Origin of the sequence: Methylocella silvestris (assembly GCF_002891535.1) — a bacterium.
Classification (GTDB): domain Bacteria; phylum Pseudomonadota; class Alphaproteobacteria; order Rhizobiales; family Beijerinckiaceae; genus Methylocapsa; species Methylocapsa silvestris_A.
In genome coordinates this window covers 47,918-64,893 of the sequence record NZ_PDZR01000004.1, presented here as the reverse complement: position 1 = coordinate 64,893, position 16,976 = coordinate 47,918, and the positions used below count along the sequence as shown (strand labels likewise).

Here is a 16,976-nt window from a genome sequence, read left to right as displayed (position 1 = left end):
TCGCCGAGGGAGACGTCGCGCTGGCGGAGGCGCTGCAAGAAGGCGCGCCGCGGCGCGGCTTCATGCTGATCCTGTCCTCTCCCTCCGGCGCCGGCAAGACCACGCTGACGCGCATGCTGCTGCAGACCAAGGAGCTCGATCTCACTCTGTCGATCTCGGTCACGACCCGGCCGCGCCGCTCGAGCGAGGTCGACGGCATTCACTACAGCTTCATTTCCCGCAAGAAATTCGAAGCGATGCGTGATGGCGGCGAATTGCTCGAATGGGCGGAGGTACATGGCAATTGTTACGGGACGCCGCGCGAGCCGGTCGACAAAGTGCTCGCCGAGGGCCGCGATGTCTTGTTCGATATCGATTATCAGGGCGCCCAGCAGGTGCGCCAAAAGGCTGGCGCCGATGTCGTCACCATATTTATTCTGCCGCCGTCGATGAAGGAGCTGCGCGCCCGGCTCGAACGCCGCGCGGAAGATCCGCCCGACGTCATCGCCAAGAGGCTGGAGAACGCCCGCAACGAGATCCGCCGCTGGACGCAGTATGATTATGTGCTGGTCAACAGCGATCTGCAGGGCGCGTTCAGGGACCTCGCGGCGATCGTCACCGCCGAACGCAGCCGCGCCGCCCGCTCGACGCAGGCGATCGGCGCCTTCGTCGAAGGCCTGCTGCAACAGGAATAACCCATCGCGCCGGCCGAGGCGACGCGGCGCCGGGCGCATTGTGTGGCGGATTGTCGCGTCGATTTGGCATAAGCAGAGGCGAAGCTTGCGGGAATCAACCCTGTGGGCGAGATGTGCATCTTTGACGCGAGCGCTGGCGTCTAAACCCTTCAAAGCGCGCGAAACGCCTGCCGCCAAGCTTGCGGCCACGCTTTTTTTCAAGCGCGGATTATGATAGGCAAATTCAGCCGACAGCTTGTGACGCGCGGTCAATGGCGCGGCGTGCCGGGTTATAATATCGGTCTCCAGACCGGCGGTTCGGACCGCAGCCAAAAAAATCAGTCAAGAGGATCAACAGGCGCGAGCAGCGTGGCGCCGGGTCGGGGCCGTGCAGCCCGAAGCCTGAGAATATCGAACAACGCGGCGCGTCCGGGGTTTTGCTCAAGGCTTGCGCGGCTTGCGCGCGCATAGCAAGCTCGCGGCGAAGTCCTGCAAGCAGGGGCTGGCGAACAACACAAAGGATCTTCGCGATCATGCCGAACGAGGTCGACGCCTTGAACAAAGTCACCGTCGATGATCCCGGGGCGCTCATGACTTATCAGGGAAGGGCCGAGCCGGACGCCGCTCCCGGCAAAGGCGAGGGCAACGCCAAGCAGCGCATCCTGATCTACCGAATCGGCAGTCTCGGCGACACGGTTGTCGCATTGCCCTGTTTCCACAAGCTGGCGGAGGCGTTTCCCGACGCCGAGCGCTATGTGTTGACCAATGTCCCGGTCTCCAAAAAAGCCGCCGCGCTCGAACTGATCCTGGGCGGCTCTGGTCTCATTCATGGCGTCGTCGATTATCCCATCAAGACGCGCTCTATCCGCGAAATGTGGAAATTGTCGCGTCGCCTCAAGTCTCTCGAGGCGACGACGCTAGTCTATCTGACGCCGCGGCTTAATCGCCTGCTCGTCATTCGCGACATGCTGTTTTTCCGTTTCAGCGGCATCAAGCGCATCATCGGCGCTCCGCTCGCAAATGACCTCCAAATCCTCATTCACGACGCGGAAGGTTTTGGCACGATGGAAAGCGTGCGTCTTTCGCGCACGCTCCGAAAGCTGGGACCGATCGATCTCGACGACCGCAAGAACTGGGATCTCAAGGTCACGGACGCGGAAAAAGAGGCGGGAGAAAGGGCTCTCGCGCCTTTCCTCGGCGGCCGCTTCATCGGCGTTAATATGGGCGGCAAATCTGCGGCCAATCATTGGGGCGAAGAGAACTGGCGCCGTCTGCTGAAGGATCTCGCCCCTTCGCACGGCGGCTATGGGCTGTTGTTCCTTGGCGCCGCCGACGAGGCCGGAGCGGTGGAGAAGGTGACGCCGGGATGGCCGGGAATTGTCGTCAACTCTTGCGGACGGCTTGCGCCCCGTGAGAGCGCCGCGGCGCTGGCGCGGGCGAGCCTGTTTGTCGGGCATGATTCGGGGCCGATGCATCTTGCCGCCGCAATGGGCGTGACCTGCGTCGCGCCTTTCGGCGCGCTGAATCGACCGCGCCGCTGGCATCCCTATGGGCCAAACCATCGAATCATTCATCGCCTCGACGGCATCGACAAGGTTCGCGTCGAGGAGATGGCTCATGAGGTGCGCGACGTTCTGCCGGCCATTCCGGCCGGCGCGCCGAAGGCCGGGACGTAGCGCGCCGCCGCCCGCCGCCGATGCTCGCAGAGGGCCATTTGCACTGGCCCCATTGTTGCTTGACAGCTTAAGCTCAAGGATTACGCATGCTTTCGCCAGCGATTTTTCTCGATCGGGACGGGACGATCATTATCGAGAAGAATTATCCATCGGATCCAGACCAGGTCGGGTTGTTGCCCGGCGCCGTGGACGGGTTGAAGGCGATGGCGCGGCGGGGCTTTCCCCTCGTCGTCGTCTCCAACCAATCGGGGATCGGACGCGGCTATTTCTCGGTCGAACAGGCCGACGCGGTGCAGGAACGGGTCAGGGATTTGCTCGCGCGCGAGGGCGTCGAGATCGCCGGGTGGTATCGCTGCCCGCATGGGCCGGGTGAGGATTGCGCGTGCCGCAAGCCCGCGCCGGGCATGATCCAGGAAGCGGCGCGAGATCTCCATCTCGATCCGGCGCGGTCGTTCGTGATCGGCGATAAATGGTCCGACGTCGAACTCGCTGCGGCGGTCGGAGCGGCCGGTCTTCTTGTCGTCACGGGGCACGGCTATCTCGACGCCGAGCGCGCGCGGGGGCAGGGCGTTCCGGTCTGTCGCGATCTCGTGGCGGCAAGCGAAGAGATCGACCGTCTTCTGGCGCTGCAAGAGGTTGCGGCGAACGATCTTTAGGGGTCGCCGCGACGGGGACGGGCGGGAACATGGAGCACGAGTTTGTTGGCGTGAGCGCCTTTTCCATCGTCTGCTGCGTCGGCGCTCGCCGCGCATTCTCTTCGGTCATTCCTTGGTGAAATCGATGAAAATCTTGTACCTCGGGCCGGAAGAAGGAACGGCGATCCAGCGCATCGACGCCTTCCGCAGGCTGGGTCACGACGTCTTTGTCGCCGACGTCGGTCTTCCGCTCGACAATTTGCCCGCGCCGATGGCCCTGACCGACGCCTGGATCTTTCGCACCGGATGTCTCGGCCTCGACTGGATCGCCGAGCGTTGGCTGTTCCAGCATATCGCCGGCCAGACGTTCGACGTTGCGTTCGTCGATCACGGCGATCTCGTCAACGCCTCCAGCGTGAAGCGGTTGAAGAAAATCGCCAGGGTCGTCGTCAATTACAACCAGGATAATCCTTATGTTCCGCGCGATGGGCGGAAATGGCGTCTCTTTCTTGACGCGCTGCCCTATTACGATCTTGTCGTCACGCCGCGCCATTCGAGCGTCGGGCCGGCGAAGCGGGCCGGGGCGAGGCGCGTTCTTGAAGTCCGATTCGCGGCGGACGAGGCCGTGCATCAGCCAATGTCGCTATCGGACGCGGATCGCGCGCGCTATGCCGCTAAAGTGGCTTTTGTCGGCACCTGGATGGCCGAGCGCGGTCCTTTCATGCTGCGCTTGATCGAACGCGGCGTCCCATTGCGGATATACGGTCCACGGTGGAACAAGGCGGCAGAGTATGACGCAATACGCGCGCACGTTGTGCTTGGCCCCCTCAATGGTCGCGATTATGTGAAGGCGATCAGCGGCGCCTCCATCGCGATCGGCCTCCTGTCGAAGGGCAATGAGGATCTGCACACTACAAGAAGCCTGGAGATCCCGGCCATCGGCACATTGTTTTGCGCCGAACGGACGAGCGACCATCTCGAAATGTACAAGGACGGCGAGGAGGCGATATTCTTTGACGGTCCCGACGAATGCGCCGACCTCTGCCTGGCGCTGCTGCAAAAGCCCGACCGCATCAAGGAGATCGCCGATGCCGGACGCCGGCGCGTGCGGCAGAACGGCGACTTTAATGAGGAGCTGCTGGGGAAGATCGTCGATGCCGCGCTTGAGACGAAGGCGGACGCTTGAGCCTTTCGGCCAGATCGCTCGCCGCTTCGCGCCGGCCGAAGTTTCAGCGCCGCGGCGCGGAGTCGCAGTTTGCGGGTAAGCCGGGGAAATCAAAAATGACGGCGACTATGGCGCGGCATTTACGGGCATGATAACTTTTTAAAAGACCTAAAGAAAATGCTGTTCCACTTTGCTCGTAACGCCGCAGCTTAATGCATGGGTATGTTCGACAGACCTGCGGAGTGTTTGACCATCGGCGCAAACGCAAACAAATCGCATTCGGCGTTTACGAAGAATCGCACTGTTGCATGCGCTCTCCAGACCTACTCCAAGGTCGGGGGGCTACAAAGCTTCAATCGCAGGTTGTTTCAGAACTTGGGCCGCCGCGCCGTCGAGGCCGGTGAGGCGCCGGTGCGCGCCTTTGTCGACGACGACGCCCATGTGGCGATCCCCCCGCTTCCGGGCGTCGAATTGGTCGCGCCAAAATCAAGGCTCGCATTTTTCGCGGGCGCTTTCTGGAGCGCCGTCTTCGAGGCGAACACGCTCCTTGTCTGCCATATCAACCTGCTGCCGCTCGCGATCGCCGTCCGGCTGTTTCGTCCCCGTCTGCCGATCGTGTTGTTCGTGCATGGTTTTGAGGCCTGGAACAGCCAAAAGCGGCCCCGCAAGCTGACCGAACATCTGTTCCTGAAAGCGGTGACGCGGATCGTTTCCGTGAGCCGCTATACCGCCGCCGTGATGAGCCGCGAATTCGGCGTTCCGATCGAAAAATTCCGGATTCTGCCGAATGCGGTCGATCATATCGAGCTGCCGCTTGCGCCCCCGCCGCGCCGACCCTTCTCGATCCTCACGGTGACGCGCCTCAGCGCCGGCGAACGCGCCAAGAACGTCCATGAAACGATCGCCGCCGTCGCCGCCTTGCGGCAGCTTTTGCCGGGCGTGTCCTATGAGATCATCGGCGAGGGCGCGCTGCGTCCAGAACTTGAAGCGCTTGCGCGTGAGCTTGGCGTCGACGATGTGGTCACCTTCCGCGGTCTCGTCGACGTCAACACCCTGCAGGCGGCCTATGCTTCGGCCTGCGTCTTCGCCATGCCGTCCGACAAAGAGGGGTTTGGCATCGTCTATCTCGAGGCCTGGCAATATGGCTTGCCGGTCATCTGCAGCATCCACGGCGCCGCGAGCGAAGTCGTGTCGGATGGCGTCGATGGTTTCGTGGTCGATCCTGCCGATATTTCCGCGCTGACGACGCGCCTTTATGATTTGTTGTCGAAGCCTGCGTTCGCGCGGGAGATGGGCGAGCGCGGGCGCCAGAAGGTCGAGGCAAAATATCTCAACGCCAATTTCCGCGTCGATCTTTCGACTATTCTCGACGAACTCGGCGCGTCTGAAGGCGAGGGCGCGGTCGCCAGCCGCCACTCACAGCTCAAATTCTGACCGGGCCTGTTCAAGCCGTCCGTCGCCCTTTATGCTTCAGCTGTTTTCACAACGGGATCAAGAGATCATGGCCGCTCATGCGACGCCGCATTTCCACAATCAGCCTGGCGTCGCGCGCGTGCGCGTCAGCGCGAGGGAGTTTATGTGCGTCGGCGCGCTGCCGCCCTTCGACCATCCGCATATCTTCATCGATATGGGCGACGCCGATGAAGCGATCTGCCCCTATTGCTCGACGCTCTATGTCTTCGACGCCTCGCTGCGCGGGCCCTGCGAGCCGGTCGAATGCGTCTTCGATCCCCAATCCGCCGCTGCCTAACGCCTCGCCGGCTTTTTCATAAATGTCCGGACATGCCCTGATCGCCGGGGCGGGGATCGGCGGCCTCGCCGCCGCGCTTTGCCTTGCCGCAACGGGATGGCGCGTCAGCCTTTTCGAATCCGCGCCGGTGATCGAGGCGGTCGGCGCCGGGCTTCAACTCTCGCCCAACGCGACCGCGATCCTGCGCCGAATCGGCGTGCTCGCAAGGCTCGGCCAAACGAGTCTCGCGCCAAGAGCCGTGCGGGTGCTGCGCGCGCGCGACGGCGCAACGCTCGCGCTTATGCCGCTCGATCGGGCCGAAAGCCGCTGGGGGGCGCCCTATCTTCTCGCCCATCGCGCCGATCTGCAGGGCGCGCTGCTCGACGCCGCAGCTGGCGACCCGGCGATCGCGATTCATACCGGCGTCGCCCTCACCGGCTTCGCATCGGGGCCAAGCGGCGTAACGGCGGCGCTGTGCAAGGGAATGACGCGCTTTGAAATTGCCGGCGATTGTCTGATCGGCGCCGACGGTTCGCGGTCGCTCGTGCGCAGCAGGCTTCTTGGCGGCAATGACGCGCTCAATATGTCCCGCCGCGCCGCTTGGCGCGCGCTGGTTCCGGCCGATCGCGCGCCACCCGAGGCGCTCGCCCCGGAAAGTCGCCTATGGCTCGGGCGCAAGGCGCACCTCGTGCATTATCCCTTGCGCGGCGGCTCCGTCGTCAATGTCGTCGCCATCGTCGCGCAGGAGCAGGGGACGGCCGATCAGGGACCGTTCTGGTCGAACGCCGCCGATCCCGCCGAACTCGCTGCGACATTCGAGAGCTGGCATGAATCGGCGCGCGCTCTGCTCGCCGGCGCTGGCGAATGGCGCAAATGGCGCCTGCACGACCGCGACCCGCTGCCGGGCTGGAGCGCGGGACGCGTCGCGCTGCTTGGCGACGCCGCTCATCCGATGCTGCCCTTCCTGGCTCAGGGCGCGGCGCAGGCGATCGAGGACGCTGACGCGCTAGGCGCGGCTCTCGGCGCAGCGGGGGCGGATGGCGCCATTGCGGGCGCGCTGAACGCCTATGGCGCCAGCCGGCTTCCCCGGGCGAGCCGCGTGCAGCTCGAATCGCGCGCGCAGGAACGCATCTATCATCTTTCCGGACCTGCCGCCTTTGCGCGCGATCTTGCCTTGCGGGCGATGGGCGGGGAGCGCCTGCTTGCGCGTTACGACTGGCTGTATCGCGCCGAGGCCGCTTGACAGGCGGGAATGGCCGGTGAAATTGGGGCGTCTCTCCGGCGGAGTTGAAGATGCAGCGGATTATCCTGGCGGGTTTGTTGTTTGGCGTAGCGGCGACGCTTGGAGGCTGCAATCAGATCGCGCGCGACCCTTATTCCGCGCCGGTCGCCGCCGCGCCATCCTCCGGCGCCCCGACAATGCCCTCGCCGCCGAACTGGCCAGCCTTGCCAGCTGCCGCCTCCTGCTCCGGCCCGTTGAACGACTTCCAGAAAGTCATCTGGTCGGACGTCAAGACCGGCAACGTCAACCGTACAGTTTATGATTCGATGGCCGCCGATTTGTCGCGCGCGGCGGGCGCTTGCGCCGCGGGCCAGGACGGCGAGGCGCTTGGCATCTTGCGCGCCACCAAGACGAAGCACGGCTACCGGGCTTAAGCTTTCGACAATTCGCTGCGCAGATAGCGCAGCGTGAAGTCGGGCATCCTGCCTTCGACCAGATCCTCTTTTGAATACACCGGATGCAGCGCGGAAAACTCGGGCTTTTCTTGCGTCCGGGCGAAAGCGCGAAATCGCGCCTCGATTTCCGACGCGGCCAGCGGCGAACGCGTGATCTTCATGCAGGCGATGCGTGGCCCCTCGAAGACGACGCGCCAGCCGGCATCGAAGGCGACTTCATCCGCCGCGATTCCGGTCTCTTCCAATAATTCGCGCGCGACGCTGCCCTCAAGGTCGAGCTGGTCGCCGACGACGTCGCTGAGGTCGGGCGTGCCGGCCGGAAAATAGATTTTTCCGGCGTTGGCGGTCGAGTCGCTCATGCGTCCGAGCATGAAGGCGCCGTCAGCCGAGACGAGCGCCGCCATCGCAAAGCAATTGCGCGTCTTAACATCGGGAAAGCCGAAATCGCGCCAGGCCAGGAACGCCTTGAAATCGACCGCGGCGGCGACGCCCGACAAAACCCGCCGATCGTTCCGCCTCTCCAGCACGCGCTCGAAATTCAGAAAGACGCGGCCGTTGAAAAGATGCGAATTGGCCTCGCGCAGCTTTTGCCAGTGACGGTCGATCGCCGCCGCCTGATCGCTTGCAAAGGCCCAGCCCCTGTCTTCGATCTTGAAGATCAGCTCGTCGACTTCTTCAATGCGAGGCGGCTCATATGCGCTCAAGACGCCGCGCCAAACCGGATCGGCGCGAGGGCGCCTTCTATGGCGAAAGCGCTCCACCAGCGCCGCAGCGCTTCGGCCGAACAAGGCAACTCCTCGTCGAGGCCCATGGTGAAGTCCCGCCACGCCCCCAGAAAACGCATCGGCACGCAAACGAGCGTCGGCACGCCCGCCATGGCGGCCGCGCCGATTTCGGCGTAAAGGCCCTTGCCCTCGATCTCAAGCTTGCCAAAGCGATTGATGAACAGAAGATCGGGGGATCGCTCGAGGGCCCCGGCGATCTCGACGGCGGCTCTTGCGATCGCGCCCGGATCGACGCGGCAGGATTGCGATTGCCGGCCGAGGTCCTGAAGAATCGAGAAGGTCTCGCCGCTTTCGACATTGCGAAGCTCGGTGTCGCGGCAGTCGCAGCTCTGCGTGGCATCAGCGATCTGGATCACGCCGCCAAGCTTGTAGCCCGCGGCGGAAAGCTCGGCGACAAACGCCTCGACGATCCTGTTGGCGAGCTCGCCGTCCTCGAACACCAGCGCGGCGAGGGTCTTGATGTCGCAGCGATTCTCGTCGCTCATGAGCGCTTCCGCCTGATATGGAAAATCAGCGCGTCCGCGCGGCGGTCTTGACGTTCGAGCGCATCCCCTGTCTCGTTAATGAGGTGGGGAATGTCGATCGAGGCGAGCGGGTCGGTGCATTCGACGATGAGCAGGTCGCCGCCGTTGAGCTTGCGCAACGCCCTGGCGGTGCGCAGCACGGGCAGCGGGCAGGCAAGGCCCCTGAGGTCGAGCGAGGTTGCGGCGGAATCGGTGCTCATGCGCGTCTGCTGGCTCCGGGCCGGCGCGGGAATTTCGGTAGGATAGACGATCTGCATGCTATATTCCATGAGGAATAACACAGAATGGCCGGCTGTCCCGTGCCCGCGCGCCTGCCTGAAAGGACGGCGCGCATGCGCGTGATCGGACTTTCGGGCTGGAGCGGAGCCGGAAAGACAACGCTGATCGTCAAGCTCATTCCTCACCTTATCGCGCGCGGAGTTCATGTGTCGACGCTGAAACACGCTCATCACGCCTTCGACATCGACCAGCCGGGCAAGGATTCCTATCGCCACCGCGAGGCCGGCGCCAGCGAAGTCCTGATCGCCTCCGGCAAACGCTTCGCCCTGATGCATGAGATCCGCGATTGCCGCGAGCCGCCCCTTTCCGAGCTGCTGGCGCGATTGAGCCCGGTCGATCTCGTTCTGATCGAGGGGTTCAAGCGCGACGCCCATGTCAAAATCGAGGTCAGCCGCGCCGCCAATGCAAAGCCGCCGCTTTTTCCCGACGATCCGGGCATCGTCGCGGTGATCAGCGACGATCCCGCCGGCGCCGGCCCGCTGCCGCACGCCGATCTCGATGATATTGCGGCGGCGGCGGACCTCGTTTTGCGCTTCGCCGAGCCGGTCGAGGCGACGCTCGCCGCGCTCGCGCGCGGCGGCGCGCCTGAAAGCGGCCGATGACGCAGCTTGGCAAGGATATATTCGCGGCGGGCGAGAAGCCGATGCGGATCGAGGAGGCGGCCGCCTGGCTGGCGGCGCGGGCGCCGGCGACGCCTGACGTCGAGACCATCTCGATCTTCGAGGCCGACGGGCGCATCCTGGCGCATGATCTGATCGCGCCGCTAGCTCTGCCGGGCTTCGATAATTCGGCCGTCGACGGCTATGCGATCGCCTACAAGGATCTTGCGGCGACGTGCGAGAGCGTGCTGCCGATCGGCGGCAGAATGGCGGCCGGGCGCTCTTTCGATCCCGTGGGCGGCGGCGATCTCTCCGGCAAGGCCGTGCGGATCTTCACCGGCGCGATGATCCCGCCCGGGATGGATACGGTCTTCATGCAGGAAGATTGCCGCCTCACGGAGGACGGCCGCGTCATCCTGCCGCCTGGCCTCAAACCCGGCGACAATCGACGAATGCGCGGCGAGGACATCAATGTCGGCGCGCTCGCTCTCGCCGCAGGACGCAGGCTGGCGCCCGAAGACATCGGCCTTGCCGCCGCGCTTGGCCTCGATCGGCTGACCGTCCGGCGCCGATTGAAGGCGGCGATCTTTTCGACCGGCGACGAACTTGTCTGCCCCGCGCGGCCCCGCATGGAAGGGGCGCTGCGCGCGCCCGACGCCTACGACGCCAACCGGTTTCTGCTTGGCGCGCTGCTGCGCCGTCAGGGCCTCGAGGTGACCGATCTCGGTATTCTGCCCGACGACAAGGCGCAGATCGCCGCAGCGCTGCACAAGGCGGCGAAAGGCCACGACCTCATTGTCAGTTCGGGGGGCGTTTCCGTCGGCGAAGAGGATCATGTCAAGGCGGCGATCCTCGAGCAGGGCTCCCTCCATTTCTGGCGTCTCGCGATCAAGCCTGGCCGGCCGCTGGCGATGGGCGTGATCGACGGCGCGCCCTTTGTCGGCCTGCCCGGCAATCCGGTCGCGGCCTTCATCGGCTTCGTGTTCGTTGCGCGCGCCCTCATCGCGGCTTTGTCCGGCGCCCGTTTTAACCCGCCGCTAGCCGTCCCCGTGATCTCGGGTTTCGCCTACAGGAAAAAGGCTGGACGGCGTGAATTTTTGCGGGCGAGCCTTTCTCGCGACGCCTCGGGCGAACTGACCGCCGAAAAATACGCCGGCCAGGGCGCGGCGGTGCTGACCTCGCTGACGCGAACGCGCGGCTTCGTCGATCTGGCGGAAGACACCGTAGAGATCGCTCCGGGCGACCGCGTGAATTTCATTGACTACGACCTGATACGCTAGTTTTCAGAGCATCATCTGGTCCGAAAACTGCAACTTTTCGGCATGATGCTGAGGGGCTCGATGAATTATCTGTGGATCATGATCGGCAGCGCGCTCGGCGGGGCAGGGCGTTTCTGGGTCACCGGCTTCGTCGCCGAACAGACCGGCGGGATCTTTCCCTGGGGCACCGTCCTCATCAATGTGTCGGGCTCTTTCGTCATCGGCTTCTTCGCGGCCCTGACGGGAGCCGAGGGGCGTTTTGTCGTCGGCGAATCAGCGCGCCTGTTCGTGATGATCGGCCTCTGCGGCGGCTTCACGACCTTTTCCTCCTTCAGCCTGCAGACGCTGAATCTGATGCGCCAGGGCGAAATGATTCGCGCCGGGGGCAACATCGCGCTCTCCGTCGCGCTTTGCCTTCTTGCCGTCTGGCTCGGCCATGTCGCGGCCATGGCGATCAATCAGATGAAGGGCGCCTGAGGCTCCATTGCAGTCTATTCGATCCACGCATTCGATGATCGCGAATTAGAATAGATATCAAACATCCTTGTTGCAGCAAAGAAAGACATGATTAAAATAGATATCCGTCCAGAAGCGGAGGGATACTATGTGCGACCTTGCCAATGAGCGAAATAGAATAAATCAAATCTTGATGACTGCGGCTGCCGCCTGGGCCGCCGAAGATCCTCAAAAATCCGGCGACCTCATTGCGCGCTGCGTCTCCGCGCTTGAGGCCGTTTATGTCGGATCCTGCGTCGAGGAATGCCTGCGCAGACGGGCCGAAGACTGGGTCGCCGCTTTCGCCGAGGAAGCAGAGCGGGCCGCCGCCTGAAAGCCGCGCGCTTCTGAACGTCAATTCCATGTCTCGAACCTTGACCTCGATCCATGAAAGTACTTCCCCCAATGTCAGAACATCAAACCCATGCGCCCGAAGTCGCGGGCCAGCACGCCGACGCGCCCGCGGAACATCTGTTCTTCGCGCAATACCGCTACTGGATGGCGGGCTATGCCACCCGCGACATGTTCTGCTGGGATTGCGCCTGGGACGCGCTCCTGCGCTATGTCGCGCCGGAGGTCGGCAAGGCGCTTTACGCCGAATTCCACCTTTTCACGCGCATCCTCAATCAGAGCTCGCGGCGGCCGATTGGTTGGCTGCCAGATATTTGCCGCTGCCTGTGCCGCGATGAATATTGGGTCTTGAACCTCGTCGCCGCCTCGCAGCAGGGCCATGCCCATGAGGAGCTTTTGGCCGCGGCCGAACTCGTCGGCATCGACGATGCGCGCGCCCTGCTTGGCGCAAGCCGGTCGCTGGGCCGGGCGCTCAAGGCGGAACAGTTTGTTCTGGCGCCGCTGGAGGGAGTCCTGACCCGCATCGGGCGGGCCGGACGAGTGCTGCCGCAAACGACCTGGCACTAGACGGGGGCGGCGCGCGACTGGCGCCATTTTCAAATCACGGCCTCGACATCTTGTCGATCAAGGGGAGACTCGCCCGGCAGACGCCGTCGCGCCCGGCACATCAAGGACAACGCCGCTTCAGGCGCGTCTGGCTCAATGGACGACAGGCGTTGTCCCAGCCGGTATTTGAAATCTGCTTTTCCCCATCCACCGTGCAGGACGTTGGCGCCGAGCCGATGGTTGTGGGGAAAAATTTCAACGTCAAAGCCAAGCGGCCTAAGCGTCGATTCGAAAAAATGCCGCGTCACCCCGTCGCCGGGCCGATGGTGGATTTCGGAAGCGAGCGCGACGGATTGTTCTTCGAGAGAGGCGTGAAAGCCAATCTTCGCCCAATGATAAAGGCGCAGACGAAGATCCCAGAGCCATTTCCCTGGCCCCTTGAAATTCCAGGCGCTCAATTGCGGATCATGGTCAGTGACCAACAGCCCGCCCGGCGCGACAAGCCGGGCCGCCTCTTTCAAGGCGGCCGACATGTCGTTGCAATGATGCAGGCTCGCATTGACGATGACGAGATCGGCGATCCCGGACGACAGCGGCATGTTCTGAGCGTCGGCGAGGAGCGGATCATAGCCAAGCTGGCGCGCATGCTCCAGCGCCTCGGAGGCGACGTCGATTCCAATCAGCCTGCGCGGCCGGCCGCCGAGGGTCGCAAAGACATTACCGGGTCCGCAGCCGACATCGACGACGATCCTGTCGTCCAGCACGCCTGCCGCCGCGATCCATCTTTCCCTGAAGCCGGCGTCACGATGCACATGATCGAAATAGCTTTTCAGCCAAAGCGGATTGCGGAAATAACGGACGTTCGCCTCGATCGCCTCGGTCCATTCGATATTCAAGTCGGTCGGCATCTTTTGCGACCAGTCGATACAGGCTCTTGGAGAGATTAAATTTTCCAACACGAAGTCAGCATGACGAGGGGACCGAGAATTGTTCGTGTTGTTTTTTGCCAAGTTCTCAGTCCTTTGTGGTCATGAAATTCTTGAAACAGATGTGGAACGCTCCAGTCGTATAAATATACTACGTGGGAATAAATCCCACGTCAAATTGACCCGCTTCGAAGACGTGCTTCCCCGCGCGCGCCGCAAGGCGCGCCCGAAAACTCAGTTTGTCGCGATGTTTGCCGAGGTGAGGCTACGCCGTCTGGGCCGCTTCGAACTGGCCGGTCAGTTCAAGCCAGTCTTCTTCGACGGCGCGCAACGCCTTTTCCAATTCGCCCCGCTGGGCGGAAAGCTGCGCGGCCTTGGCAGGATCCTTGGCAAAGCTTTCCGGATTGGCCAGCGCCTTGTCGATGCGCTCGGCGAGATCCTGGAATTTGCGCATCTTGTCCTCGGCCGCGGCGATGCGTTTCTTCAGCGGCCCGGGATCCTTGACGCGGATGGGCGCAGGTTCGCGCGGGGCGTTGTCCCCCTTGGCCTGACGCTCTTTCCGTCCCTTGCCGGACCCTCCGCCGGTGCGATCAAGGATGAATTTCTTGTAGTCGTCGACGTCGCCGTCGAAAGAGGTCACCGTTCCGTCGGCGACGAGCCAGAGGCGGTCGGCGCAGGCCTCCAGCAGATGGGGGTCATGCGAGACGAGAATCACCGCCCCCTCGTAATCGTTGATCGCCTCGATCAGGGCGCCGCGGCTGTCGATATCAAGGTGGTTCGTCGGCTCGTCGAGGATCAGGAGATGCGGCCCGTTGAAGGCGGCAAGACCCATGAGCAGCCGCGCCTTCTCGCCGCCGGAGAGCTGGGCGATTTTTGTGTCCGCTTTGACGTTCGGAAAGCCGAACTGGGCGCATTTGGCGCGGATCCTGGCTTCTGTGGCGTCGCGCATATGGTCGGCGACGCATTGATAGGGCGTCGCCTTTTCGTCGAGATCGTCGACCTGATGCTGTGCGAAAAATCCGACATCGAGTTTTGACGAGCGCCGCACGACGCCGGAAAGGGGCGACAGCCGCCCGGCGACGAGTTTGGCGAAGGTCGATTTGCCGTTGCCGTTCGATCCAAGCAGGCCGATGCGGTCATCCTCGGCGATATTGAGGGAGAGGCGGCGCAGCACCGGCGTCTCGCCATAGCCGACGCTGGCGTCATCCATGGCGACGATCGGCGGATTGAGCGGCTTTGCCGGCGAGGGCAGGTAGAAGGGCAGGATGTGCCCGTCGACGATCGCCGCGATCGGCTCCATCTTGGCCAGCATCTTGAGGCGCGATTGCGCCTGCGCCGCCTTGGTCGCCTTGGCGCGGAACCGGTCGACGAAGGCTTGCAAATGTTTGCGCTGATCGTCCTGCTTCTTCTTGTGTTTCACAAGAATGGCCTGCTGCTCGCGGCGCTGCTTCTCGAAGCTCGAATAATTGCCGCGCCAGAGCGTCAGCTTGGCGGAATCAAGATGCAGAATGTGGTCCGAGACGGCGTCGAGCAGGTCTCGGTCATGGCTGATGACGAGGATGGTCGCTGGATAGCGCTGCAAATAGTCGATCAGCCAGAGCGTGCCCTCGAGATCGAGATAATTGGTTGGCTCATCGAGCAGAAGCAGGTCGGGCGCGGAAAACAGCACCGCCGCGAGGGCGACGCGCATGCGCCAGCCGCCCGAAAACTCCGACAGGGGTTTGAGCTGCGCCGGCTCGTCGAAGCCAAGGCCGGCCAGAATGCCGGCGGCGCGGGCGGGCGCCGCATGTGCGTCGATGTCGACCAGGCGCAAATGAATGTCGGCGATGCGGCCGGGGTCCGTGGCGGTCTCTGACTCGCGCATCAGCGCGGCGCGTTCGACGTCGGCGTCGAGCACGAAATCGATCAGCGATTGCGGACCGCCCGGGGCCTCCTGCTCGACCCGGCCAAGGCGCATCTGCCGCGGATAGGAGACCTCGCCCGATTCGGCGTGGAGTTCGCCCGAAATGATCTTGAACAGCGTCGTCTTGCCGGTCCCGTTGCGGCCGACGAAGCCAACGCGAGATCCGTCGGGCAAGGCGGCGCTGGCCTTGTCGAACAAAACGCGCGGTCCAAGCCGCAGCGTGACGTCATTGATGTGAAGCATCGACGCTTTTCGCCTGAGTTGCGCTGCAATGCAAGGAGGACGGCCACACAGGGAAGCGGCGCGGCCGGCCCCGCAAATTGCTGCGACGCAATGTCGCGTGGAGCCCCGAGGGGCGCGAGCCTAGATTGTGACGGTGGAGTTAGAGCAATTCTAACAGGTTGCGCATTCGTCCGCGGCGCGGGGAGTTCGGCCGCGCCTTGCGCATTCAGGGTCAAGGCAAAGGTCGCACATGTTTTGCATCTTGAGCCCAGCGCCCGCGTAAGCAAACGCGTTTCATGCGATGCAGCAATATTGGTTCTGGCGATCCTGTCGATTTGCATGAACGATTGGACGCGGGGAACCGTTTGGTAATAAATCTTCATATCGATAGTCATGCTCTACAAGGAGACAGCAAAGATGGCCCGTATCGGCGAAACGCTTCCCGAATTTTCTGTGACCGGCGTCAAGCCGGGCTTCGAGAAGCATGAAGAGAATGGCGAAAGCGCCTTCGAAGAAATCACGCAGGCCAGCTTTCCTGGGAAATGGAAGATTATCTTCTTCTATCCGAAGGACTTCACCTTCGTTTGCCCGACCGAGATTGCCGAATTCGCGCGTCTCAACGAAGAGTTCTCCGATCGCGACGCTGTCGTCCTCGGCGGTTCAACCGACAATGAATTCGTCAAGCTCGCCTGGCGCCGTGATCACAAGGACCTTGCCAAGCTGCCAATCTGGCAGTTTGCAGACACAAATGGATCACTTACGGACGGTCTTGACGTTCGCTCGCCCGCCGGCGTCGCTTATCGCTACACCTTCATTGTCGATCCCGACAATGTGATCCAGCATATTTACGCGACCAACCTCAATGTCGGCCGCGCCCCGAAGGATACGCTGCGCGTTCTCGACGCGCTGCAGACGGACGAGCTTTGCCCCTGCAACCGCGAGGTTGGCGGCGACGTTCTCAAGGCGGCTTAATGTCGATTGATAGCCTCAAGGCGCAACTTCCTGATTTTGCTAAGGATGTGCGCCTTAACCTCGGCTCGATCGCGAATGACGACAGTCTCAAGGAGCAGACCAAATATGGTCTGCTTCTGGCCTGCGCGCTCGCAAGCCGAAACGCCGAGGTGGCCGCAGCTTTCGATCGCGAGGCAGCCTCGCATCTCACCCCCGAAGCGCGCGACGCCGCGCGCGCCGCGGCGACGATCATGGGAATGAACAACGTCTACTACCGCTTTGTTCATCTCGCTTCGAACCCGGTCTACAAAACCATGCCGGCGAAGCTGCGCATGGGCGTGATCGGCTCTCCGGGCGTGCCGAAGACCGATTTCGAGCTTTGGTGTCTCGCCGTCTCGGCGATCAACGGCTGCGGCATGTGCATCGACGCGCATGAGAAGGTTCTGGCCGACGCCGGCGTGACCCAGGAGGTCATCCAGACGGCGGTGCGTTATGCCGCCATCGTTCAGTCGGCGGCGATCGCTCTCGAGGCGGCGCAGCTTCCGGCCTACGCTTAACGTCGGACATTAAGTCAAGAATGGAGCCCGCTGGCCAAACGGCC

The 16,976-nt window shown here is 63.1% G+C and carries 20 protein-coding genes; 15 read left to right on the top strand and 5 right to left on the bottom strand.

Features of this window, described 5'->3' with window-relative positions; genetic code table 11:
• Nucleotides 1-62: 62 nt before the first annotated feature.
• From gmk to CR492_RS05875, 8 genes are all read left to right on the top strand, one after another.
• The gene (gene gmk / locus CR492_RS05915) at nt 63-674 is read left to right on the top strand and encodes a guanylate kinase (RefSeq protein WP_102842924.1); all 612 of its coding nucleotides are present in this window, start codon (nt 63-65) and stop codon (nt 672-674) included.
• Between the two features lie 512 nt (nt 675-1,186).
• On the top strand, nt 1,187-2,329 hold the full coding sequence (locus tag CR492_RS05905; protein ID WP_102842817.1) for a glycosyltransferase family 9 protein: 1,143 nt from the start codon (nt 1,187-1,189) through the stop codon (nt 2,327-2,329).
• Between the two features lie 86 nt (nt 2,330-2,415).
• Nucleotides 2,416-2,985 carry a D-glycero-alpha-D-manno-heptose-1,7-bisphosphate 7-phosphatase gene (locus CR492_RS05900; protein ID WP_102842816.1) on the top strand — a complete coding sequence of 190 codons (570 nt, stop codon included), beginning with the start codon at nt 2,416-2,418 and terminating at the stop codon, nt 2,983-2,985.
• 124 nt (nt 2,986-3,109) lie between these two features.
• Nucleotides 3,110-4,150, top strand: coding sequence for a CgeB family protein (locus CR492_RS05895; RefSeq protein WP_102842815.1), 1,041 nt, complete (start codon nt 3,110-3,112; stop codon nt 4,148-4,150).
• A gap of 354 nt (nt 4,151-4,504) precedes the next feature.
• On the top strand, nt 4,505-5,563 hold the full coding sequence (locus CR492_RS05890; protein WP_180982445.1) for a glycosyltransferase family 4 protein: 1,059 nt from the start codon (nt 4,505-4,507) through the stop codon (nt 5,561-5,563).
• A gap of 67 nt (nt 5,564-5,630) precedes the next feature.
• Nucleotides 5,631-5,879, top strand: a complete 249-nt coding sequence (locus CR492_RS05885) for a zinc-finger domain-containing protein (RefSeq protein WP_102842923.1) — start codon at nt 5,631-5,633, stop codon at nt 5,877-5,879.
• Nucleotides 5,880-5,901: 22 nt separating this feature from the next.
• Nucleotides 5,902-7,101 carry an FAD-dependent monooxygenase gene (locus CR492_RS05880; RefSeq protein WP_102842813.1) on the top strand — a complete coding sequence of 400 codons (1,200 nt, stop codon included), beginning with the start codon at nt 5,902-5,904 and terminating at the stop codon, nt 7,099-7,101.
• Nucleotides 7,102-7,151: 50 nt separating this feature from the next.
• Complete coding sequence (locus CR492_RS05875; RefSeq protein WP_102842812.1) at nt 7,152-7,514, top strand: hypothetical protein; 363 nt, start codon at nt 7,152-7,154, stop codon at nt 7,512-7,514.
• On the opposite strand, the gene CR492_RS05870 is transcribed toward CR492_RS05875, so the two are convergent.
• Genes CR492_RS05870 through CR492_RS05860 form a run of 3 tightly spaced genes read right to left on the bottom strand, consistent with a single transcriptional unit; the run spans nt 7,511 to nt 9,101 of the window.
• Nucleotides 7,511-8,239, bottom strand: coding sequence for an NUDIX hydrolase (locus CR492_RS05870; RefSeq protein WP_102842811.1), 729 nt, complete (start codon nt 8,237-8,239; stop codon nt 7,511-7,513). The genes CR492_RS05875 and CR492_RS05870 overlap by 4 nt on opposite strands.
• Nucleotides 8,236-8,805 carry a DUF2478 domain-containing protein gene (locus CR492_RS05865; RefSeq protein ID WP_102842810.1) on the bottom strand — a complete coding sequence of 190 codons (570 nt, stop codon included), beginning with the start codon at nt 8,803-8,805 and terminating at the stop codon, nt 8,236-8,238. The genes CR492_RS05870 and CR492_RS05865 overlap by 4 nt, the downstream gene beginning before the upstream one ends.
• Nucleotides 8,802-9,101, bottom strand: coding sequence for a sulfurtransferase TusA family protein (locus tag CR492_RS05860; RefSeq protein ID WP_432431198.1), 300 nt, complete (start codon nt 9,099-9,101; stop codon nt 8,802-8,804). The genes CR492_RS05865 and CR492_RS05860 overlap by 4 nt, the downstream gene beginning before the upstream one ends.
• Before the next feature lie 27 nt (nt 9,102-9,128).
• On the opposite strand from CR492_RS05860, the gene mobB reads away from it, so the two are divergent.
• The 5 genes from mobB to CR492_RS05835 all read left to right on the top strand — a co-directional run bounded on the left by mobB (nt 9,129) and on the right by CR492_RS05835 (nt 12,394).
• The gene (mobB, locus tag CR492_RS05855; RefSeq protein ID WP_146030185.1) at nt 9,129-9,725 is read left to right on the top strand and encodes a molybdopterin-guanine dinucleotide biosynthesis protein B; all 597 of its coding nucleotides are present in this window, start codon (nt 9,129-9,131) and stop codon (nt 9,723-9,725) included.
• A complete protein-coding gene (locus CR492_RS05850) occupies nt 9,722-11,002 on the top strand; it encodes a molybdopterin molybdotransferase MoeA (RefSeq protein ID WP_102842809.1) in 1,281 nt (426 codons plus the stop codon). Before mobB ends, CR492_RS05850 begins: the two co-directional genes overlap by 4 nt.
• 60 nt (nt 11,003-11,062) lie before the next feature.
• On the top strand, nt 11,063-11,458 hold the full coding sequence (gene crcB / locus CR492_RS05845) for a fluoride efflux transporter CrcB (RefSeq protein WP_102842920.1): 396 nt from the start codon (nt 11,063-11,065) through the stop codon (nt 11,456-11,458).
• Between the two features lie 172 nt (nt 11,459-11,630).
• Nucleotides 11,631-11,810, top strand: coding sequence for a hypothetical protein (locus CR492_RS05840; RefSeq protein WP_146030184.1), 180 nt, complete (start codon nt 11,631-11,633; stop codon nt 11,808-11,810).
• A gap of 71 nt (nt 11,811-11,881) precedes the next feature.
• Nucleotides 11,882-12,394, top strand: a complete 513-nt coding sequence (locus CR492_RS05835; RefSeq protein WP_102842807.1) for a hypothetical protein — start codon at nt 11,882-11,884, stop codon at nt 12,392-12,394.
• A 29-nt stretch (nt 12,395-12,423) separates the two neighbouring features.
• Here CR492_RS05835 and CR492_RS05830 read toward each other — a convergent pair whose 3' ends face one another.
• Nucleotides 12,424-13,269, bottom strand: a complete 846-nt coding sequence (locus CR492_RS05830; protein WP_245411984.1) for a class I SAM-dependent methyltransferase — start codon at nt 13,267-13,269, stop codon at nt 12,424-12,426.
• A gap of 295 nt (nt 13,270-13,564) precedes the next feature.
• Nucleotides 13,565-15,445 carry an ABC-F family ATP-binding cassette domain-containing protein gene (locus tag CR492_RS05825; RefSeq protein ID WP_102842805.1) on the bottom strand — a complete coding sequence of 627 codons (1,881 nt, stop codon included), beginning with the start codon at nt 15,443-15,445 and terminating at the stop codon, nt 13,565-13,567.
• 396 nt (nt 15,446-15,841) lie between these two features.
• Here CR492_RS05825 and CR492_RS05820 point away from each other — a divergent pair, with 396 nt between their 5' ends.
• Nucleotides 15,842-16,396, top strand: a complete 555-nt coding sequence (locus tag CR492_RS05820) for a peroxiredoxin (RefSeq protein ID WP_102842919.1) — start codon at nt 15,842-15,844, stop codon at nt 16,394-16,396.
• Nucleotides 16,396-16,932: a carboxymuconolactone decarboxylase family protein gene (locus tag CR492_RS05815; RefSeq protein ID WP_102842804.1), complete on the top strand. Its 537-nt coding sequence runs from the start codon at nt 16,396-16,398 to the stop codon at nt 16,930-16,932. The genes CR492_RS05820 and CR492_RS05815 overlap by 1 nt, the downstream gene beginning before the upstream one ends.
• Nucleotides 16,933-16,976 lie beyond the last annotated feature (44 nt).